11 protein-coding genes, 1 tRNA gene and 1 pseudogene are annotated in these 21,718 nt (G+C 61.4%); 7 read left to right on the forward strand and 6 right to left on the reverse strand.

Translation table 11 applies throughout. From position 1 onward, the window contains the following. Positions 1 to 2: 2 nt before the first annotated feature. Genes IFT98_RS07410 through IFT98_RS07430 form a run of 5 tightly spaced genes read left to right on the forward strand, consistent with a single transcriptional unit; the run spans position 3 to position 5,071 of the window. Positions 3 to 455 carry a MarR family winged helix-turn-helix transcriptional regulator gene (locus tag IFT98_RS07410; protein ID WP_122480647.1) on the forward strand — a complete coding sequence of 151 codons (453 nt, stop codon included), beginning with the start codon at positions 3 to 5 and terminating at the stop codon, positions 453 to 455. Beyond that, positions 452 to 2,542 carry an FUSC family protein gene (locus tag IFT98_RS07415; RefSeq protein WP_122801310.1) on the forward strand — a complete coding sequence of 697 codons (2,091 nt, stop codon included), beginning with the start codon at positions 452 to 454 and terminating at the stop codon, positions 2,540 to 2,542. Before IFT98_RS07410 ends, IFT98_RS07415 begins: the two co-directional genes overlap by 4 nt. Beyond that, on the forward strand, positions 2,539 to 2,748 hold the full coding sequence (locus IFT98_RS07420) for a DUF1656 domain-containing protein (protein WP_043191852.1): 210 nt from the start codon (positions 2,539 to 2,541) through the stop codon (positions 2,746 to 2,748). Before IFT98_RS07415 ends, IFT98_RS07420 begins: the two co-directional genes overlap by 4 nt. Then, a complete protein-coding gene (locus tag IFT98_RS07425) occupies positions 2,745 to 3,635 on the forward strand; it encodes an efflux RND transporter periplasmic adaptor subunit (protein WP_192047920.1) in 891 nt (296 codons plus the stop codon). The genes IFT98_RS07420 and IFT98_RS07425 overlap by 4 nt, the downstream gene beginning before the upstream one ends. After that, complete coding sequence (locus tag IFT98_RS07430; RefSeq protein WP_192047921.1) at positions 3,632 to 5,071, forward strand: efflux transporter outer membrane subunit; 1,440 nt, start codon at positions 3,632 to 3,634, stop codon at positions 5,069 to 5,071. Before IFT98_RS07425 ends, IFT98_RS07430 begins: the two co-directional genes overlap by 4 nt. Positions 5,072 to 5,104: 33 nt before the next feature. On the opposite strand, the gene IFT98_RS07435 is transcribed toward IFT98_RS07430, so the two are convergent. From IFT98_RS07435 to IFT98_RS07445, 3 genes are all read right to left on the reverse strand, one after another. Beyond that, positions 5,105 to 6,100 (reverse strand): zinc-binding alcohol dehydrogenase family protein, encoded by a 996-nt coding sequence (locus IFT98_RS07435; RefSeq protein WP_192047922.1) that lies wholly within the window; start codon positions 6,098 to 6,100, stop codon positions 5,105 to 5,107. Positions 6,101 to 6,178: 78 nt separating this feature from the next. Next, on the reverse strand, positions 6,179 to 7,066 hold the full coding sequence (locus IFT98_RS07440; protein WP_122714236.1) for a bestrophin family protein: 888 nt from the start codon (positions 7,064 to 7,066) through the stop codon (positions 6,179 to 6,181). A 111-nt stretch (positions 7,067 to 7,177) separates the two neighbouring features. Continuing rightward, positions 7,178 to 7,807, reverse strand: a complete 630-nt coding sequence (locus tag IFT98_RS07445; protein WP_122714237.1) for a LysE family translocator — start codon at positions 7,805 to 7,807, stop codon at positions 7,178 to 7,180. Positions 7,808 to 8,436: 629 nt separating this feature from the next. Here IFT98_RS07445 and IFT98_RS07450 point away from each other — a divergent pair. Both IFT98_RS07450 and IFT98_RS07455 read left to right on the forward strand, forming a co-directional pair. Continuing rightward, a complete protein-coding gene (locus tag IFT98_RS07450) occupies positions 8,437 to 10,146 on the forward strand; it encodes a ShlB/FhaC/HecB family hemolysin secretion/activation protein (protein ID WP_192047923.1) in 1,710 nt (569 codons plus the stop codon). 25 nt (positions 10,147 to 10,171) lie between these two features. Next, positions 10,172 to 19,186, forward strand: a complete 9,015-nt coding sequence (locus tag IFT98_RS07455) for a two-partner secretion domain-containing protein (protein ID WP_192063049.1) — start codon at positions 10,172 to 10,174, stop codon at positions 19,184 to 19,186. A 128-nt stretch (positions 19,187 to 19,314) separates the two neighbouring features. Here IFT98_RS07455 and IFT98_RS21190 read toward each other — a convergent pair whose 3' ends face one another. The 3 genes and pseudogenes from IFT98_RS21190 to IFT98_RS07465 form a co-directional block, all read right to left on the reverse strand. Then, positions 19,315 to 20,187, reverse strand: a complete 873-nt coding sequence (locus IFT98_RS21190) for a methyl-accepting chemotaxis protein (RefSeq protein WP_446730821.1) — start codon at positions 20,185 to 20,187, stop codon at positions 19,315 to 19,317. Then, positions 20,170 to 21,348: pseudogene (locus IFT98_RS21195) on the reverse strand (methyl-accepting chemotaxis protein); the annotation flags it as partial. The pseudogene IFT98_RS21195 and the gene IFT98_RS21190, both read right to left, overlap by 18 nt. Positions 21,349 to 21,613: 265 nt before the next feature. Further along, positions 21,614 to 21,690: transfer RNA gene (locus IFT98_RS07465), tRNA-Arg, on the reverse strand. Positions 21,691 to 21,718: the final 28 nt, after the last annotated feature.

Here is a 21,718-nt window from a genome sequence, read left to right on the forward strand (position 1 = left end):
CGATGAATATCGACAAGCTCCAGCTGAACATCAGCAGCGGCATGGTGGTCGCTTCGCGTCACTGGCGCCGTATCTGTCAGGCCACCCTGGCCAACTATGGCGTGTCCGAAGCCTGCGCCGTGCCGCTGCTGCTCATCGTGCGCCTGGGTGACGGCGTCCGGCAGGTTACGGTTGCCCAGGCGGCCGGCCTGGAAAGCCCCTCGCTGGTGCGGCTGCTCGACCAGCTCTGCACGGCTGGCTTCGTGGTCCGCACCGAAGACCCGACCGACCGCCGCGCCAAGGCCCTGAGCCTGACCACCAGCGGCCGCGATCTGGCCGAATCCATCGAAGGCGAATTGGTACGCCTGCGCCGCGAAGTGCTCAAGGACATCGCTCCGGCGGACCTGGAAGCGGCATTGCGTGTGGTGCGTGCCTTCGAGGAAGCAGGACAGGGCACGCCGGGTGGCTACCCGTGAAAGGTTTTTTCAGCGATGTGCCACCGGCCCGAGACTGGTTCTACGGCGTGCGAACCTTCGCCGCGTCGATGATCGCGCTGTACATCGCCATGCTCCTGCAGATGCCACGGCCCTACTGGGCGATGGCCACCGTCTACATCGTCTCCAGCCCCTTCGTCGGGCCCACCAGTTCCAAGGCGGTGTACCGTGCGGTAGGTACCTTCACCGGCGCTGCCGCTGCGGTGCTGTTCGTGCCGCTGTTCGTGCAGACGCCTTTCCTGCTGGCCACGGTCATCGCCCTGTGGACCGGCACACTGCTGTACCTGTCGTTGCACCTGCGCACGGCCAACAGCTACGCCTTCATGCTGTCGGGCTACACCTTGCCGCTGATCGCCCTGCCCGTGGTGGACAACCCCACCGCCGTGTTCGACATCGCCAGCTCGCGTTTCCAGGAAATCTGCCTGGGCATCGTCTGCGCCGCTGTGGTGGGCGCAATGTTCTGGCCGCGTCGGCTCACGCCGGTGTTCATCGGCGCCGCCGGCAAGTGGTTCGAAGATGCCGCCGGCTACAGCGACCACTTTCTGGCGCGCGACGTGAAAGCCGACGAAGTAGGCCCGCTGCGTTCGGCCATGGTCGGCACGTTCAACTCGCTGGAAATGATGATCGGCCAGCTTCCCCACGAAGGCGCGCGGCCGCAGTTGGTGCGCAACGCGGGGGAACTGCGCGGACGCATGATCCACCTGCTGCCGGTCATCGATGCGCTGGACGATGCGCTGTTTGCCATCGAACGCCGCACCCCCGAACTGGTGGCACGCCTTGCGCCGGTCATGGCCCTGGCGCGGCAGTGGCTCAAGGACAGCGTCGACGATCCCAGCCAGGCCCGCTGGCAAGCCCTGCGCGATGAGCTGCAAGCCATCCGCCCGAGTCCTGCGCAACTGGACGACCGTCGCGAGCTGCTGTTTTCCAACGCGGTGTATCGACTGGGCGAATGGATCGACCTGTGGCAGGACCTGCGCAGCCTGGAACTGGCGATCAAGACCGATAGCCGCGTGCCTTGGCGAGCGGTCTACCGGCACTGGCGCCTGGGCCGACTCAAGCCGTTCCTGGATCGCGGCCTGATGTTGTATTCGGTGTTTTCCACGGTCACGGCGATCATCGTCGCTTCGGTACTGTGGATTCTGCTGGGCTGGACCGACGGTGCCAGCGCGGTGATTCTGGCAGCAGTGGCCTGCAGTTTTTTCGCCGCCATGGACGACCCGGCGCCACAGATCTACCGGTTCTTCTTCTGGACCGTGATGTCGGTGGTGTTTGCCAGCCTCTATCTATTTCTGGTGCTGCCCAACCTGCATGACTTCCCGATGCTGGTGCTGGCCTTCTCGGTGCCCTTCATCGTCGTCGGCACGCTGACCGTGCAGCCACGTTTCTTCCTCGGCACCTTGCTGACCATCGTCAACACGTCGTCGTTCATCAGCATCCAGGGCGCCTACGACGCGGACTTCATGAATTTTGCCAACAGCAACCTGGCAGGCCCCGTAGGGCTGCTGTTCGCGTTCATCTGGACCCTGGTGGTGCGCCCCTTCGGCGTGGAACTGGCGGCCAAGCGCCTGACCCGTTTCAGTTGGCGCGACGTGGTGCATATCACCCGTCCGGCGAGCCTGGCCGAACAGCGGGCGATGGGCGTGCAGATGCTCGACCGGTTGATGCAGCACCTGCCGCGCCTGACCATGACCGGCCAGGACACCAGTGCTGCGCTGCGCGATGTGCGCGTGGCGCTGAACCTGCTCGACATGCAGGCCTACAGCCCGCGGGTGCCCGCTGCCGTACGGCCGTTGCTGCATCAGGTGATAGAGGAGGTGGGCGGGTATTTCCAGGCCTGTCGCAAGGCCAGTGAACGCCTGCCGGCCCCCATGGGTCTGCTCATGACCATGGACCGCGCGCGCCGTGGCCTGACCGTGCAAGCCATGGGCGAGGCCGAAGAAGCCCGCGAGCATTTGCTGCACGCGCTGAGCGGCCTGCGCCTGGCGCTGCTGCCAGGGGCCGAAGTGGTCACCGAGGCGGGCGATGCCGCCGAACACCTGCCGCATGGCATCGATGGAGCACCGCTGTGATTGGTGAACTGGATATCAGCGGGATCTTCCTGCCCACCGTGCTGGTGATGATGGTGTTCACCTACGGCCTGTTTCTGCTACTGCATGGCGTGCTCAACCGCCTGCATTTCTACCGCCTGGTCTGGCACCGGGCTCTTTTCAACGTCGCTCTCTACGCTGTGCTGCTCGGCGCGGTAGACGCCATCTGTCGAAGCCTGATGCTATGAAAAAACCGATCCTCACCTTTGGCCGCCTGGTCCTGACCCTGCTGTTCGTGTGCCTGGCCGCGTTCATCGTCTGGCGCATGGTGATGTACTACATGTATGCGCCCTGGACCCGTGACGGGCACGTGCGCGCCGACATCATCCAGATCGCGCCGGACGTGTCCGGCCTGATCGAACACGTCAACGTGCACGACAACCAATCGATCAAGGCCGGTGACGTGCTGTTCACCATCGACCAGGACCGCTTTCGTCTGGCCCTGCGCCAGGCCCAGGCGAGCATGGCCGAGCGCAAGGAAACCGTGGCCCAGGCCGAACGCGAGCTGCGGCGTAACCGCAGCCTCGGCAATCTGGTGGCCCGCGAGCAGCTCGAAGAGAGCCAGTCGCGCCAGCTGCGTGCCCAGGCCGCCTTGTCCGAGGCCCAGGTTGCGGTGGATGCCGCGCAACTGAACCTCGATCGTTCGGTGATCCGCAGTCCGGTGGATGGCTTCATCAATGACCGCGCACCACGCCCGCATGAATTCGTCACCGCAGGCCGCGCCGTGATGGCGGTGGTGGATGGCACCTCGTTCCATATCGATGGCTATTTCGAGGAGACCAAACTGGGCGTGATCCATGTTGGCCAGGCGGTGGACATTCGCATGATGGGCGACAACACCCGCTTGCAGGGCCGGGTGCAGAGTATCTCGGCGGGCATCGAGGACCGCGATCGCAGCAGTGGCAGCAACCTGCTGCCCAACGTCAACCCCGCCTTCAGCTGGGTGCGTCTGGCGCAGCGGATTCCGGTGCGCATCGCTTTCGAGAACCTGCCCGACGGCTATCGCCTGATTGCCGGCCGCACCGCCACGGTGTCCATCATCGAAGACGGTGCGGTGGCGGGAGCGACGCCATGAGCAAGGCCCTGCGTCTGTCCAGCCTCGCTGCCGCGCTGTTGCTGTCGGCCTGCCAGATGGTCGGGCCCGACTACCACACCCCGTCGGAGGCCGCGCTCAACCGCGCCGATCTGCAGGGCGCGCTGGTCGAAGGTGACAGCAACGTGGTCTCGGCACCGGTTCCGCAGGACTGGTGGAAGCTGTACCACGACTCGCGCCTGGATGCGCTGGTGCGTCAGGCCATGGCCTCCAACACCGACCTGCGTGTGGCGGCCGCCAACATTGCCCGTTCGCGCGCGCAGATCGAGCAGGCCCAGGCCGAAGGCGGTTTCGATTTCAACGCCAAGGCCGAGGCGCAGCGGTTGCAGGAGTCGGGCGAGGCGTTCCTGATGACGGAAAAGCTGCCGGTGGATAACCTGGGCAGCGCTTCGCTCAACCTGTCCTACCAGTTCGACCTGTGGGGCACGCTCAAGCGTGGCATCGAAGCGGCGCGCGCCAATGCCGATGCCACCCAGGCAGCTGCCGATACGGCGCGCATCACCGTGGTGGCGGATGTGGTGCGCGCCTATACCCAGGTGTGTGCAGCCAACGAGGAATACGAGATCGCCCGGCACTCGCTGCAGTTGCAGCAAGAGGGCGTGCAGCTGACCCAGCGCCTGCGCGATGCCGGCCGTGGCGACGAGACCCAGGTCACCCGCTCCGAAACCCAGTACAAGTCCCTGGGTGCAGAGCTGCCGCGCTATCAGGCATCACGCCAGGCGGGCCTGTACAAACTGTCGATGCTGCTGGCGACACCGGTGGCACAGCTTCCGGCCGATGTGGTCGGGTGTGCGGAGCTGCCCCACATCAACCAGCTGATGCCGGTCGGCGACGGTGCCGCATTGCTCAAGCGCCGTCCCGATATCCGCCAGGCCGAACGCCGGCTGGCGGCAGCCACCGCCAACATCGGTGTGGCGACCGGGCAGTTGTATCCAGACATCAGCATTGGCGCCACGGTTGGCACGGTCGGTATTCTCGACGACCTTGGGCACCCGGCGACCAACCGCTGGGGCATCGGCCCGTTGATCAACTGGAACGTTCCCACCAACGGGGCGCGTGCGCGGATTCGCGAAACCGAAGCGTCGACCCAGGCCGCCTTGGCCAATTTCGACGGTGTGGTACTCAACGCCATCCGCGAAACCCAGACGGGCCTGGCGCAGTACGCTGCCCTGCTGCAGCGCCGCGATGCCCTGGCCGACGCCGAGCAGTCAGCGAAGCAGGCAGCGGATCAAACGCATCAGTTCTTCACAGCCGGCCGCGCATCGTTCCTGGCGGATCTACAGGCAACGCGCACCTATACCGACGTGCGTGGCGAACTGGCGGCGGCCAACACCCAGGTGGCCATGGAGCAGATCAACCTGTTCCTGGCCTTGGGCGGCGGTTGGGAAAGCGCCCGGCAGGTGCCGGGCGCGCGTTGAGTCGGGCCACGTTGGTCGGGCCGGTTGAGGGGCTTAGAAGCCTTCCAGAACGATCTTGCCCTTGGCCTTGCCGCTTTCGATCAGCTCGTGAGCGCGGATCAGGTTGGCGGCATTGATCGCGCCGTAGTGCTCGCCCAGGGTGGTACGCAGCACGCCGTTGTCGATCAGCTCGGCCACACGTTCGAGCAGCTCGTGCTGCTTGATCATGTCCGGGGTCTGGAACAATGAGCGAGTGAACATCAGCTCCCAGTGCAGCGACAGCGCCTTGCGCTTCATCGGCATCACGTCGAGGCTCTTCGGATCGTCGATCAGGGCTAGCTGACCTTGGGGGCGCAGGGCCTCGATCAATTGCGCGAAGTGCGTGTCGGTGTGGGTCAGGCTGGCGACATGGTCGACTTGGCCGACGCCGATGGCCTCCAGCTGCGCCACCAACGGCTTGCTGTGATCGATGACATGATGGGCGCCCAGGTCGGTCACCCACTGGCGTGTTTCGTCCCGCGAGGCGGTGCCGATCACGGTCAGATTGGTGAGCTTGCGCGCCAGCTGGGTGAGGATCGAGCCGACGCCACCGGCCGCGCCGATGATCAGCAGGCTCTGGCCTTCGCCACCGCCCTCGGGCACGCCCAGGCGGTCGAACAGCAACTCCCACGCGGTGATCGAAGTCAGCGGCAGGGCGGCGGCATGGGCGTTGTCCAGGCTTTGCGGCTTGTGCCCGACGATACGTTCGTCCACCAGATGCAGCTCGCTGTTGCTGCCCGGGCGGTCGATGGCGCCGGCGTAGAACACGCTGTCGCCGACCTTGAACAGGCTCACCTGATCGCCCACCTGCTGAACGACGCCGACCGCATCCCAGCCCAGCACGCGCGGCTCGGTGACGGCGGCGCCGCTGCGCACCTTGGTGTCGACCGGGTTGACCGAAATGGCCTGGACCTGCACCAGCAGATCACGCGGGCCCGGGGTGGGCGCGGGCAGTTGCAGGTCGGTGAGCACGGACGCCGTGCCGTTCTGGGTATACGCAATGGCTTTCATAAGGGGTTCCCAAGTGGGTGCTATGGGTCGGCGCGCCCTTCGCAAAGGGCGCTCGCGGGTCACGAAAAGGGCAGAGGACTAGGCGGAGCGCATTTCCTGAGTATCTCGCTGCATCGACTGCAGGTTGCGTTCGATGTTCTCACACAGCGAATCCATCTGGATCTGATGTTCGCTGACCTTGAACGGACTCTGCAAGTCGGTGCCGATCCGCTCGATGGCCAGCAGCATGAAACCGACCACGGTAGACGCCAGCGGTGTGAACCATTCCAGCGAATCTACCAGGCCGATCGGTACGATCAGGCAGAACACGGTGATGAACAGGCGCGGAAAATAGACATACGGGTAGGGCAACGGCGTGTTGGCGATACGCTCCATGCCGCCCTGGCAGTTGGAAATGTCCACCAGCGTCGATTCCAGGCGCGCCAGGCGAATGCTGTCCAGGCGCCCGGCCTTGTACTCGCGGGCGAGCAGAGTCGCCGAGCCGGTCAGCAGGTCGTTGGAAAAGTTATTGGTGCTGTCGCGTCGTTCGAATTCTTCGGCGCTGATGAAGGCTGCCACTTCCGGTGGGCAGGGTATGTGCCGTACGTGCGCTGCCAGGCAGTTCACATAGGCCACATGGCGCCGCAGCAAGGTGGCCTTGACCGGATTCACGTCATCGCCCGCGTCGTCGATCAAGGTCAGCACCTGGCGCGCATAACTGCGCGACGCATTGACCAGCAACCCCCACAGCGTTCGCGCTTCCCACCAACGGTTGTACGCGCTGCTGTTGCGAAAACTGATCAGCACGATCAGCGCCGAACCCAGCAGCGTCAGCGGCATGATCGGCAGGCTCAGCTTGGTGTTGAGAAACAGCATGAAGTCGACGGTCACCGCGATATCCCACAGCAGCAGCCAGAACAGCGACCAACCGACGTAGCCCATGGTCTTGATGATCAAACGGTATTTCTTGGCGATGGCTTCTTTCATAAGCGGACCCTAGGCGATGAGCGTGCCTAGGTCGGACGCCGGCTTTGCAACAAGGTTCGTTGCACGCTAACGAATGGCCGTTACCAGTTGCTACCGGCCAATACTGGCACTTCAGGCATGCCCGCGGCGGGCGAACAGCAGGCCAACGCCTGCCAGCCCCAGCAAGCCACCACAGGCGCGGTTGAAGCGACGTTTGGCCTGCACCGTATTCAGCCAGCGCTTGAGGTTTACGCCCAGGTACGCATACAGCCCAACCGCAACCCATTCTAAAACCAGAAACAGCGCGCCGAGCACCGCAAACTGGGCCCCAACGGGTTGTTGCGGATCGACGAACTGCGGCAGGAACGCGGTAAATATCAGGATCGCCTTGGGGTTACCCGCGGCGATCAGGAACTCGCGGCGCAGCATCCGCCACAGGTTGGTACCACCGGCCGTGGAGTCCGCTGCCATGTCGACGGGCTCGCTGGTCCACAGGCTCCACGCCAGCCACAGCAGGTAGAGCGCGCCCACCGTCTTGATGGCCAGAAACAACCATTCGGATGCAAACAACACCGCCGCCAGCCCCATGGCCGCCAGCGCGATCATCGCGCTGAATGCTACCAGCCGCCCGAACCCGGCCAGGCACGCGGCCCTGTAGCCGTGGTGGGCGGCGTTGTTGATGGACAACAGGTTGTTTGGCCCTGGGGCCATGTTCAGGGCAAAGCAGGCGGGGATGAAAAGCAGGAGGGTGGTGAGGTCCATTTTCTGCGTCTCTTTCGCGAGAGGGAACCTAGGTACTCGAAGATCACCTGGAGAATGTAGAGAAACCCTCGCCAAGCCGCAACGTTGATACCTCAGGCGTCGCTTCACATCGGTCCAGATCAGCTAGGAAGGTGAACGCAACAATGCGTCGACGAGCCGAAGTTCTCATTGTGATTTGGCGGGCTGCATGCTTTGCACCAAGTGTTAAAGTTTATTGCTATCAAATTTGGGTTTGTTTCGAAAATTTTGGCCCTTTACTTGTCGAGGTTGCGAAGATCGGCAAGCTTTATTGCATCGGTCAGAACTACATAACGCTGTCTATAAGAATTTGCCTACGAGCGGGTAGGGAAATGTTCAAGCATCGAGTCACCGGTGGTCTAACGGGATAAGTGCGATGAATTGAGCTAACCTACTGATTTAGCTTGTAAATATATAATATTGAAGCTGTGCGTGCTGCTAGTTAATGACCTAAAAACCCATAGCGATCAATAAAGTTATTTCTGAAAATCTCAAAGAGCCCAGATGCTGTCGGATATGGACACATATGATCTTTGACGTGAATTTGATGGCTAAATATCATTCCGCTGCATTGAGTAGATACAAGACCTCTCCGGTATCAGGGATTGAATATGTGGGTAATAGCAGCGCGCTATATAACGTGGTATTTCGTAGCCTGCATTTTCTGTGTAACTCAGGCCTTCGCCGCTGCCACTACCCCGGGCGAGCAGGACTTCATTCGCGACCGTCAGGATCGCCTGCTTCAAGAGCAGCGGCAGCGCCTCGAGGAGCTCAAGAACCTGCCTGGTGAGCAACTCAGCGCTGCTGCGCCTCCAACCGTGGAGGATGTTCGCTGCTTCACCATTCAGCGTATCGACATCCAGGGCGCCGATGCCCTTGCTCCTGCCCAAATGGCCGAACTCGTGCAGCCATACTTGGGCCAGTGCCTGGGTGTTGCGCAACTCAACGAGTTGCTGGGGGGCGTCACCGATCGCTATCTGCAACTGGGGCTGGTCACCAGTCGTGCCTACCTGCCGCAACAGGACCTGTCCACCGGCATCCTCACGCTTCAAGTGGTTGAAGGCCGCCTGGAAGGCATTCGACCTGCCGATGACAGCGGGTTATCGCCACGGGAAGTGAACATGGCGTTTCCGGGCCAAGTAGGCGAACTGCTCAACTTGCGCGAAGTCGAGCAACTGGTCGACCAGCTCAACCGCCTGCCATCCAACCATGCGCAAATAGAGCTGGCGCCGGGCGAGGTTTTGGGTGGCAGTAACGTGCTGGTCAGGAACACGACCCAGAAGCCTTGGCGTGCTTCGCTGTCGCGCAACAACGATGGCCAGCGCAGCACCGGTCAGCAGCAGTGGAGTGCGGGTCTTGATTGGGACAGCCCATTGGGCCTAGCCGACCAGTTGGTGCTGCGTGGCAGCCACGATGCGGTCAGCGACCATCATCGCGGCTCCAAAAGCACCACGGTTTACTACAGCGTGCCGTGGGGCTGGTGGAACTTAAATTACTCCTACAGCCAAAGCGAATACGGCTCGCAGGCTTATGGCAACGGGTTCGCCTTCAAGCAAAACGGTGACAGCCAGAATCATCAGTTTCGTGCAGAGCGCGTGATACATCGCGACGCGGTCAGCAAAACGTCGGTCAACGGCGGCCTGGCCTACTTGCGCAGCAACAACTACTTGAGCGGCAACCGCCTGGAAGTCAGCAGCAACCGCATCAGCGAGGCCCAGTTCGGGCTCAACCACGGCCGCCGTATCGGCAATGCGTTCGTTAACCTCGACCTAGGCATGCAGCAAGGCATCGGCGCCTTCGACGCGCAAAGTCGCAAGATCGAACAGCACAGCGATCCCAACGATCGCTATCGCAAATACACCGCCACCTTGAGCTATCTGCAGGGCTTCAACCTCTGGGGCGAAACGCTCAGCTTCACCAGCCTGGCTAACGGGCAACGCAGTGAAGATGTGCTGTTCAGCCCGCAACGCATGAGCCTGAGCGGACAGTCGTCGATGCGTGGCATCAAGGACCAGAACCTGTCTGGCGACAGCGGTGGCTATTGGCGCAACGACCTGCGCTGGACGCGTCCGGTAAGCCTCGCCTGGTTACGACCTGCCCTTGATGAATATGGCATCGGCCTGGGCTACGACCAAGGTGTGATCCGCAGTGATCGTCACAACGACGACCAGCATGGTCGCGTGTCCAGCAACTCGGTCGAGTTGTTCGCCCGCGGCCAGCATTTCGCGACTTCGGTGACTTTCGCCCATTCGCTGGAACGCCCCGACGCACTGAGCGATCGCGAAACACCGATCTACTTTCGCCTAGACCTCTTTCTCTGATTTCACGTTTCAGTAGGTAATCGACATGGACGTTCGCCAGTTCGCTTTTCTGGCCCGACAAGCTTCGGCCCGGATTCAGCCCCGTGAGCAATTCTGCGGCTTGCCCAAGCGCGCGCTGGCGTTACTGCTGGCCAACGTCATGTTCTGGCAACCGCTGTGGGCGCAAGCCGAAGGCATCGTGGTGAGTGGTCCAGGCACCAGCCTGCAACAGGCCGGCAACGGTGTGCCGATCGTCAACATTGCCACACCCAATTCCTCAGGCTTGTCCCATAACCAGTACAAGGATTACAACGTCGGCAGCCAGGGCGTAATCCTCAACAACGCCACCGGCCGCACCCAGAACACTCAGCTGGGCGGCATCATCGTTGGCAATCCGAACCTGGCAGGCTCCGCCGCCAACGTCATTCTCAACGAAGTCACCGGCGGCAATTCCAGCCAGCTGCGTGGCTATACCGAAGTCGCCGGTCAGTCGGCCAAGGTCATTGTCGCCAACCCCTATGGCATGACGTGCAATGGTTGCGGCTTCATCAACACCCCGCAGGTGACCCTGACCACCGGCAAGCCGATCGTCGAGAACGGGCGGGTGCAGCGCTATCAGGTCGATGGCGGTGCGATCTCCATCGACGGCCAGGGCCTGAACGCCAGCAATGTCGATGGTTTCGAGATCATCACCCGCTCGGCCCACATCAATGCACGGATCAACGCTGGCAATCTCGCCATCGTCGCAGGGCGCAACGATGTTGATGCCGCGACCCTGCAGGCCACCGCCCGTGGCGATGACGGCTCGGCCAAGCCGCAATTGGCCATCGACAGTTCCGCGCTGGGTGGCATGTATGCAGGTGCGATCAAGCTGGTGGGCACCGAAGCCGGCGTCGGGGTGAAGCTGGCCGGTCATCTGGCGGCCAGCGCCGGTGACATCCAGCTCGACGCCAACGGCCATCTGAGGCTGGCCCAGGCGGCGGCCAGCGGCGCCGTGAACGTCACGGCGCAAAGCCTCGACGTCCAAGGCCCAGTCCATGCAGGCAGCCAGTTGCGGGTGCAGACCCGTGGCAACCTGACCGTCAGCGACAACCTGACCGCCCGCGACAGCATCACCCTGAGCAGCGGCGGGCAGTTGACCAACAGCGGCATCATCGAAGCCGGGATCAATGCAGACAACAGTCGCAACGCTCGAGGCGACGTACGCATCGATGCGCAAGCTTTCAACAACCGCAACAGCGTGATCGCCAGCCGCAACCTGAAGCTCGTCAGCGCAGGTGACGTCGATAACCGCAACGGCACGCTGAGCAGCACCCGTCTTGACCTGCGCGCGCATAACCTGGACAACCGCAAAGGCCGCATCGCGGCCCGCAACTTGATCCTGCAAACCGCCAGCCTGAACAATCGGCAAGGTCTGCTCAGCAGCCATGGTACGGTTGATATCACATCCAGCGGCCTGTTCGACAACCGCGCCGGGACCTTGATCGGCGACCGACTGCTGCGTGTGCAGGCGGCCGGCATCGACAACCGTGAAGGTGAGATCGCCGGCAAGCGAGACGTCGAAGTTCGTACAGCAGGGCTGGATAACCAGAACGGCAAACTGATCGCCGAAGGCGCGCTCCTGCTTGCGGGCGCGCGACTCGACAACCGCCAGAACGGTTTGGTGGCGGCACTCAGAACTTTGAAACTTCACGTCGACACTGTGGATAACCGTGGCGGTGAATTGTCTTCGCAGGCTGACATCGAGCTGTCCGGTAACCGGCTCAACAACGAAGATGCCGGCCAGGTGCTGGCGCAAGGCTCCCTCACTCTCGCCTACGTCGATATGCTCAATCGCGCCAAGGGCCTGCTATCCGGCAAGACGGGCATCAGCCTGCACGCCGGCAGCCTGGACAACAGCGGCGGGCGCTTGCTGAGTCCCCGCAACATTGACGTCTCGCTCACCGGTTCGGCCACTAACCGGCAAGGTCTGATCAGCAGCGAAGGCACTGTGCACCTGCGTGCCAGCAGCCTCGACAACAGTGGCGGCAGCCTGTCCAGTGCAGGCTTGTTGACCCTCGAAAGTCGCGGCCTGATCCTCAATCGTGGTGGCGAACTGGTCACTGATGAAGGCTTGACCCTCTTAAGCACCAGCCTGGACAACGGACAGGGCGGCAGCATCAGCGGCAAGGGCGCAGTAAACCTGACAGCCGGAGCTTTCAACAACGATGGCGGGTTGGTCAGCAGTGCCAACACCCTCGAGCTGAGCGCACAGCAGGTCAGTAACCTCAGCGGTCGTATTGGTAGCCAACTGGCCTTGACTGCCAGCCTGCAAGGTCTTGCCACGCGGGCGGGGCAGTTTTTCAGCAACAGCGCCCTGACGCTGGACCTCAACGGCGCCGACCTCGATAACCGACAAGGCCTGCTCAACGCACCGGAATTAACCTTGCGCAACGTCGGTGCCGTGTACAACCAAGGCGGTGAAATTTCCAGCGGCCAGGCCTTCACGCTCAATGCCCGCAGCCTGGACAACAACGCCGGCAAGCTGCTCAGCAACCACACCCTGACCCTGCACATCGAGCGAGCCCTGGCCAACCTCAAAGGCCAGATTGCCGCCGCCGCGCTCAGCGTGCAGGCCGGTAGCCTGGACAACAGCGAAGGCGTGCTCACCAGCCGCAGCGACCTGAAACTGATCAGCCGGGGCAGCCTGCTTAACCGCAACAATGGCCTGATCAACGCGGCAACCGTGCTGGACATCCACAGCGCCGCCCTCGACAACCAGAGCGGCCAGTTGCTCGGCAACCGCGCTGTGCGTCTAGATCTCAACGGTGGCACGCTGAACAACAGCGCCGGCTTGATCAACGGTGAAGGCCCTTTGACCTTTAACGGCATCGGCGCCGTCGACAATCGCAACGGCGAGATCTCCAGCAATCAGGGTTACACCCTGGCCAGTGCGCAGCTCGACAACCGTGCTGGCAAAATCATCAGCAGCGGCCAGCTGTCCGTCGTCAGCGGCGCCATCATCAACAGCAATGGCCTGCTGTCCGGCTGGCAGGGTGTGAATCTGCAGGGTAGCAGCCTGGACAACCGCGACAACGGTACCGTTTCCAGCCGCAGCGGCAACCTGACGGTCAGTCTGAGCGGGGCGCTGCTCAACAGCAACGCCGGAGCGTTGGCCAGTGGCGGACGTCTCGACATCGACAGTGCCAGCCTGGACAACAGCCAAGGCGGCATTTTGAGCAGCAGCGCTGGCCAAAGCCTTTCAGTGCACGACACGCTCGACAACAGCCAAGGCGGCCTGATCGACAGTGGCGCGGAGCTAACTGTCCATGCCACCGACCTGAGCAACCGTGCCGGGATCGTCAATAGCCAGCAGACCCTAAGTTTGACCGGCAAGGAGCTGGACAATACCGGCGGCCAATTGGCCAGCAACGGTAACATTACCCTCGAACTGCTGGGCACTTTGATCAATGCTCAGCGCAAACTCGCCAGCAGCAGACCCCCACGCATTCAACACGCCCCAAACATCGACAACCACGATGGGCAGATGGTCAGGCATAACCTGCGCAGCCTGTTCGCCAGCAGCTTGGACAACCCCAACCCAAGGCCGCTGGCTCTGCTAGATCAACTGACCCTCAACGCCAGTGGCAGCGAGCAGAGCCACCCCGACAGTTTGATCTACAGCCAGAACGGCGTCGTCAGCCTTAGCGCTGATGCGCTAGAAAACAGCGGGGGCGTCGTGCGCAGCCAAACCGGCCTGACCCTGCAAATCAGTGGCGCGATCAACAATGCCAACGGTCGTCTTATCACCCAGAACGACGACCTGATACTTGGGGCCGGTAGCCTGGACAATCGCGGCGGCATCCTCTCAAGCCTGCGTGGGGCTCTAGAGGTGCGCATGGCTGGCGGTCTGCTCAACGACCAAGGTACCCTTCAAGGCGAACGCCTGACCTTGCTGGCCCTGGCCGGGCTCGACAACCAGAATGGCCGCATCGTCGCGCAAAGCGGCGACGCCAGCATCACCGCCGTCCACTTCAACAACCGCGCAGGCGGGCTGTATGCCAAAGGTCTGATCGACGTGACCGGCAACACCGCCACCAACGCGGGCCAAATTGCCGGAGGCCGCGTACGTTTCGCTTTAGGCGGCGCGCTGATGAATCCGTTCGGCATCATCGAAAGCGACTCATCCTTCGACATCACTGCCGCTGACTTCGATAACCAGGGCGGCACCGTGCGTGCATTCGGCACACACGGTGCCTCGGTGTATCGCGTGGGCGGTGTACTGGATAATCAGGGTGGCGTGATCGAGATTGCGAACGCCGATCTGACGATCGACGCGGGCAGCTTCCGCAATACCAACGGCTCTCTGCTGCACGTAGGCCTGGGTGAATTGAATATCTCCAGCGCCAACGTCACCGCCGCTGGTGGCAGCCTGGTCACCCGTGGTGGCCTCACCCTCAATGCCGACAGCTGGACCAACAGCGGCGTGCTGCAAGCCGGGCGCCTGACCATCAAGGTCGGCAACTTTCACCAGACCGCCAGCGGCCAGCTGCTCGCTTCGCAGAGCCTGCGCGGTGAAGGCGCCAATTGGAGCAACGAGGGCAAGCTGGCCAGTAACGGTGACCTGTCGCTAAGCATCGGCGGCACCTTGTTCAATCAGGGTCGCATCACTTCTGTGGACGCCGCCGGGATCACGGCCGGCAACATCGACAACTACGGCACCCTCGGCAGTGCCCAATCCCTCACGCTCAAGACCGGCACCTTGCTCAACGAGCGGGGACTGCTCTTCAGCGGCGGTGACATGGGCTTGCAGGTCGACAGCTTCACCAACCGTTACGCCGACGTCTACAGCCTGGCCAATCTGCGTATTGATCGCGACGGCAGTGGCGGCCATGCCAGCCTGATTCGCAACAGCTCTTCGACGCTGCAAAGTGACGGCAGCATGAGCCTGGCTGCCAGCACCATCGAAAACGTGCGCGCAGTACTCACGGCCAATGACGCTGGCATCTATACCGGCAAGATCTACCAAGTGGCCTGTGTCGAGGGCGTCAACGCCGGCGACTGCTCTGGTAAACGCAATTTCGTCTTCGAAGTCCTGGAACGCCAAAAGCTGGAAGTCACCGAGGCGAGCCAGGCATCGAGCATCACCGCAGGCGGCAGCCTGAGTTTCAACGGCGGCGACCTGCTTAACCAGAGCAGCACCATTGCCACGGGTGGCAACCTCAGCGCCTCGGTCGCCAACGTGTTCAACCGCGGCATTGAAACGGGCGATACCGAATACGTGCGGACCTTCCGCACCAGCCGCCAGCGAGGTGCCAGCGGGCTGCTTTCGGAAGCCAATGCCTTCAACGAGCACTACTGGCTTGAAGGTGCTCGGTACGACGTCAATAACCTGAGCGGTCTGGAAGCGGGTATCAGCAACTTCCTGGCCTACACCGAGACCGAGCTCCCGGAGTTCGCCCGTGTGACACAACTGTCGACCAGCGATCAAGGCTATGCGGCGGTCATTCAAGCGATCGGCGACGTTAACATCACCACCCAGAACAACTTCGACAACAGCGTAGTACGCAACGACTACCACTACCTCGGCAGCGGCACCCGCACCGACACCGGTGCTTCAGGCAGCGATTTCAGCACTCGGGTCAGTCTCGACGCGCAACTGCCTCCCGACCTTGCCCAACAACAGATCAACCCGCTGGCCCTGTCAGGCTTCAGTCTCCCCACTGGGCAAAACGGCCTGTTCCGCCTCAGTGACCGACCCGCCACGGACAGTGCTGCCAAACAGACCGATAGCGGCCCGCAACACTGGACACTTGGAAGCGCCAGCATCGATGTGGCCCAGCGCACCCAGACCGCCGATATAAGCCAGGGCCGTACCTTTCAGGTAGAGGGCCGAGTTCCCTTCGACGTCATCAATCCCGACGTTCACGTTGCCTCTCACCAGGCTCCGAACATCGATAACATACTCGGCCCCGTCTCCGGCGCTGGCGGTTCGACAGTGACGGATGCATCGTCGCCCGGTCGCGCCGGGGAAGGGATTCCAGTCACCATCAACCGCGCTCAGGGTCTGCCCGATGCGCAGCGTACTTCACAACCACACAAATACCTGATCGAAACCAACCCGGCACTCACCGACCTCAAGCAATTTCTGAGCTCGGACTACCTGCTGGCAGGCCTGGGCTACAACCCGGACGAAAGCGCCAAGCGCCTGGGCGACGGATTCTACGAACAGAAGCTGATCCAGCAGGCCCTAGTCGCCCGCACCGGCCAACGCTTCATCGACGGCCAGCACTCCGACGAAGCTCTGTTCAAGTACCTGATGAACAACGCCATCGCCAGCAAGCAACAGCTCAACCTGTCGGTAGGCACCACGCTGACCTCGGCGCAAATCGCAGCACTAACCCACGACATCGTCTGGCTGGAAGAGTACAAGGTCAACGGCCAAAACGTGCTGGTGCCCGTGCTGTACCTGGCTCATGCCAACAACCGCCTCGGCCCCAACGGCGCGCTGGTCGCCGGCCGCGACGTCAACCTGGTTTCCGGTAACGATCTCACCAACGCAGGCACCCTGAAAGCCAGCAACAACCTTAGCGCCAGCGCCGGCAACAACCTGGTCAACAGCGGCCTGGTGCAGGCCGGTAACCGACTCGACCTGCTGACGGGCAACACCCTCGTCAACAAGGCCGGTGGCGTGATCACCGGTCGCGACGTGAGCCTGACCGCCGTCAACGGCGACGTGATCAACGAGCGCACGGTGACCAGCCATCAAAGCAGTGGCGGCTACCGCAGCGAACGCAGGGACTTCGCGGACACGGCCGCTCGGATCGAGGCGGCGAATGATCTGAGCGTGTGGGCAGGGCGGGATGTCAATAATGTGGGTGGGGTGTTGCAAGCTGGCAACGACCTGGCACTGGCCGCCGGTCGAGATATCAACTTCGCTTCAGCCGAGCAGATTGAAAGCAAAGACCGCGGCCGCAAAGCCCACAGCAGTTCTGTCACCCAGCACGGCTCCAGCCTCGCCGCAGGCCGGGACGTCATCGCCACCGCCGGTCGTGACCTGACGGCCATTGCCAGCGACATCGACGCCAAACGCAATATCGCCATGGCAGCCGTCGGTGATCTCACGCTGAGTTCCGCAGCAAACGAACAGCACACCTATTCCAAAACCAAAAAGGTCACCGCACAGCAAGATCACGTCAGCCAGATCGGCACTTCGCTCGATGCAGGCGGCGACATCGCCCTGACGGCGGGCAGGGACATGGCCCTGGTCTCCAGCCGTATCACCGCAGGCGACGAAGCCTATCTGTACGCCGGTGAAAACCTGGAATTGCTGGCCGCTCAGGACAGCGACCACTCCCTTTACGATAAAAAGAAAAAAGGCAGCTTGGGCAGCAAAAAGACCCAGAGCGACGAGACGACCACCGTTACCAACGTGGGCACCGAAATCAAGACCGGTGGCAACCTCACCCTGGAAAGCGGCGGCGATCAAAAGTATCAGGTCGCCAAACTGGAAAGCGGCAAGGACCTGACCCTGGACAGCGGCGGCGCCGTTGATTTCGAAGGTGTGAAGGATCTCAAGCAGGAGAGCCACGAGAAGAGCAGCAGTGATCTCGCCTGGATGTCCATGGGGGGCAAGGGCAGGACTGATGAGACAGTGCGGCAGAGTGAGTTGGTTGCGCAAGGAACCTTGGCAATCAAAGCTACCGAAGGCCTAAACATCGATATCAAGCATATCGATCAGAACACCGTTAGCCAGACCATCGACACCATGGTCCAGGCGGACCCTCAATTGGCCTGGTTGAAAGAGGCAGAGGCACGCGGGGATGTGAACTGGCAGCAGATCGAGGAAGTGCACGAGTCGTTCAAGTATGGGCACTCTGGACTGGGCCAAGGGGCGATGTTGGCCATCGTGATCATTGTGTCGGTTCTCACCGCAGGAGTTGCCAGCGGCGCCGCTGCCTCAGCCGGAACCGCATTAGGCGCTTCTTCCACCGGCACCATGGCCGCGGCCACTGCTACCGCTTCTGCAGGGCTGGGCAATATGGCAGCGACTGCCGCGCTTACGTCCATGGCAAGTACCGCAACCGTCAGCGCCATCAACAACAAAGGCAACGTCAGCGATACGCTCAGCGATACCTTCAACAGTAATAGCCTCAAAGGGTATGCACTCGCTGCTACCAGCGCTGGCATTGCAGGCCAGCTAGGCTACGACCCCACCCAGCTCGGCCTCAACGCGGAGAGTGCCGGTATGGTCGCTGCCAAAGCCGGTGCCGACTCACTGGCCAAGACAGCCATCACCGGCGGCAGCCTCAGCGACAACTTTGCAAGCAGCATGGTCAGCGCACTTATTACTGCTGCGGGTGCCCAAGGCGCAAACGCGCTAGGCAGCTCTGCGATGGTTGAAGGAAGCCCCAGCAAGGTTGCGGCGCACGCCCTGTTGGGTGGCATGAAGGCATTGGCCATGGGCGAGGACTTCAAGACCGGTGCCCTGGCCGGTGGCGCGAATGAAGCCATGGTCAGCTACCTGGCGGACCTGGTTGTGCCTGAAGGCTATGAGCCCGGCAAAGGGGGCGCCGAACAGGCCAAGGCCAATCTGCTGGCCATGTCGAATGTGGTAGGCCTGCTGTCCAGCGTGGTGACAGGCGGCGATCCTCAGGTGGCGGCCGACATTGCAGCGACAGCCACCCAATACAACCACCTGAGCCACAGCGACCTCACGCGCGCAGCCAAAGAGCTCAACGCCTGCGCCGCCAAAGACGCTGGTTGCTCAGAGGATGTTCTTCAAAAATTCGTTACGCTGAGCCGTGAGCAGGAAATTGCAGCGTTCCAGTCTTGCGCTGCCAACCCTGACTCCTGTGCCAGCACATCGTCGATGGTAGCCAATGCTCAGGCCAGAGCAGAGCAGCTCAAAGACCTAGCAGCAACGGCTGTGACTCCGAATGCTCAGCACGTTTTTTCGCTCCTGCTGGCCGAGAACCATGAAGTTCAAAACGCCCTGGCACAGGTCACGGCGGGCGCCAAGGTCGATTCGGTTGTGCAGGAGCTGCAAAACCGGTTAGGGAGGGACGGCTCAGGCGCTTGAAGCCAAGAGTTACCCCTGAGCCTAATCACTCATCTTGCACCAAACCTCCCAACTCCAGTAACCACCCCAAACAAGCCCCAAGCGCTCACTTGGGGCTCCCCACGGTCTCAGCTCTTCCAAACCCTACATCACAGCACAAACTTACTCATCAGCGCCTGCAAATGCACACCCAGTCGCGCCAGCTCAACGCTGGACGATGCCGTTTCCTCACTCGCCGAAGCCGTCTGCTCGGAGATGTCCCGAACGTTGATCACACTGCGGTTGATTTCCTCAGCCACCGCGCTCTGCTCTTCGGCAGAAGCGGCTATCTGCTGGTTCATCGATTCGATGGTCGTGATGGATCGGCTGATGTTGCCTATGGAGGTGCCCGCATCACGGGTCAAGGCAACGCTGTCATCCGTCAGCAGGCGGCTGTTTTCCAGGGTGGTCGCTACTTGTGCAGTTCGGCTGTGCAGGCCGTCGATCAGGGTGGCAATTTCTTCGGTGGAAGTCTGAGTACGTTGGGCGAGACTTCGGACTTCATCGGCGACCACGGCAAACCCACGTCCGGCCTCGCCCGCGCGGGCGGCTTCGATGGCGGCGTTGAGTGCCAGCAAGTTGGTCTGCTCGGCAACCGCCTTGATCACGTCGAGCACGCCACCGATCTTGTTGCTCTCTTGTTTCAACTCATCCATGGCCACTTTGGATCGACCGACTTCAGCCGCAAGCGTTTCGATTTGAAGCACAGCCTTGGACACCACGGCATCGCCTTCGCGCACTTCCTTGGAAGCGCTGACTGCCGCATCCGAAGCCTGCTCTGCATTTTTCGCCACTTCCTGAACGGTCGCTGCCATTTGATTCATGGCCGTCGCTACCTGATCGGTTTCGCTGCGCTGGCTATTGACCCCGGCGCTGGTTTGCTCGGTGACGGCTGAAAGCTGTTCGGCCGCGCCTGCGATCTGAGTGACGCCATCACGCAAGCCGCCGATCAACTGGCGCAGGTTCAGGGTCATCTGGTACATGCTGGTCTGCAGCATGCCGATTTCGTCCTTGCGCGTGCTTGGCTCATTGTGGGTCAGATTACCGCGGGCCACACGGTCAGCCAACTGCAGTGTGTCGCGCAGCGGAACGACTATGAGGCGAGTGATGATCCACGCCGCCAGTGCACTCATGACGAGTGCTGCGGTGAGCCACAAAATCAACATCCGGTTGGCCTGATTGACGTCTGCAAGGCGCAGGTCGACCTGGTTCTGCGCCAGTTGGTTGGCCGAACCGAGCAGGATTTCGATGTTCTTGGTGATGCCCGCCTGCCCCTGATTGATGGTGGCCTGGGCAGACGAAAATTGACCGATGGCGGCAGCGTACTTGTCCATCGAATCTGACAGGCCTGCGACGGCGCTGGCATCAAGGCCTGAGGTGGTGAGGCTTTGCATGTAGTCGGACGCTGCAGTTATCGAAGCGACAGCCATTTGCTGGGCGTCGGGCTTCAGTGTGTAAGTGTATCCGCGAACATCGAAGCGCATCTTCTGAAACAGCGTGATGGCTCGCATGACAGCGTCGCGCTGTGCGGCGTCGCCGTCCAACGAGTTGGCCCGCCCGTTCAGCTGCCGCAGCTTTGCGTCCACACTGTCGGCATGGGTGCCCAACACTACTCTGCTGTCCTCACGCGCGTGCGTGGCATTGACAATATTGTTGTAATGATCCTTGTATTCCTTCATGGCGGCTGCTGCAGTTCGGACATGAGGAATATTGAGTTCGGAGTTCAATACGGCATTGAGGTAGGTGAGGTGGTTATCGAGATTGTCATAGGCAGCAAGCCAGTTCGCGGCGTTGGCGTCATCCGAGTTCTGACTGTAGACCAACCGCGCAATGCGCATGTCTCGCGTCAAGGTGCTCAGTTTTGCGATATCCGATATACGCTCGCTGCGTTCGCTCAATGAGGCGATGCCTCTCCAGCCCGTCAGGGCAATCAATACGGTAAGTATGATAACTAGTGTGAAGCCAAGTATTAACTTCGATCTGACCGTTAAGTTGGTTAAAGCACTTTTCAACATGTTAGCCTCTCGAAATCGCTGTTTTAGTTTCTCCGGTCGGCTACTCCATGCCAGTGCTGCGTTCATCCAATCGGCAGCGCACAGGGAATCTTTAGCGAAGATTTTCACAAAAAGAAGGTTTTCTAACATGCTGCTTGAAACATGAAAAGTTCAATATATTTAAAGATAAATATTGAGCCGGTCGAGGCGCCAGGAAGCTACTGCTCGCCTGCAAAATGGCAGCAACAGCGTCACCTTTGAGTAGCCTTGACGCCATAGACGCGAATACTGACGTTTGTCTGCGACGTGCATGCGTCACTTTTGGATGCGAAGACGATTTGAAAGGCTGCGAGGGGTTGAAGCGATCAAGCTGAGATCGTGCAGCACAAGGACGTGTTGGACGAAAAGGAGAAGATGGTGCACCAGACGGGATTCGAACCCATGACCCCTGCCTTCGGAGGGCAGTACTCTATCCAGCTGAGCTACTGGTGCGACGCGGGCGCCATGATACCCATGTCGG

Source organism: Pseudomonas sp. CFBP 8770, assembly GCF_014841705.1.
Classification (GTDB): domain Bacteria; phylum Pseudomonadota; class Gammaproteobacteria; order Pseudomonadales; family Pseudomonadaceae; genus Aquipseudomonas.

Coding starts and splice junctions, on each gene's coding strand:
- IFT98_RS07410 (WP_122480647.1), top strand. CDS start 3: ATGAATATCGACAAGCTCCAGCTGAACATCAGCAGCGGCATGGTGGTC.
- IFT98_RS07425 (WP_192047920.1), top strand. CDS start 2,745: ATGAAAAAACCGATCCTCACCTTTGGCCGCCTGGTCCTGACCCTGCTG.
- IFT98_RS07430 (WP_192047921.1), top strand. CDS start 3,632: ATGAGCAAGGCCCTGCGTCTGTCCAGCCTCGCTGCCGCGCTGTTGCTG.
- IFT98_RS07435 (WP_192047922.1), bottom strand. CDS start 6,100: ATGAAAGCCATTGCGTATACCCAGAACGGCACGGCGTCCGTGCTCACC.
- IFT98_RS07440 (WP_122714236.1), bottom strand. CDS start 7,066: ATGAAAGAAGCCATCGCCAAGAAATACCGTTTGATCATCAAGACCATG.
- IFT98_RS07445 (WP_122714237.1), bottom strand. CDS start 7,807: ATGGACCTCACCACCCTCCTGCTTTTCATCCCCGCCTGCTTTGCCCTG.
- IFT98_RS07450 (WP_192047923.1), top strand. CDS start 8,437: ATGTGGGTAATAGCAGCGCGCTATATAACGTGGTATTTCGTAGCCTGC.
- IFT98_RS07455 (WP_192063049.1), top strand. CDS start 10,172: ATGGACGTTCGCCAGTTCGCTTTTCTGGCCCGACAAGCTTCGGCCCGG.
- IFT98_RS21190 (WP_446730821.1), bottom strand. CDS start 20,187: ATGTACCAGATGACCCTGAACCTGCGCCAGTTGATCGGCGGCTTGCGT.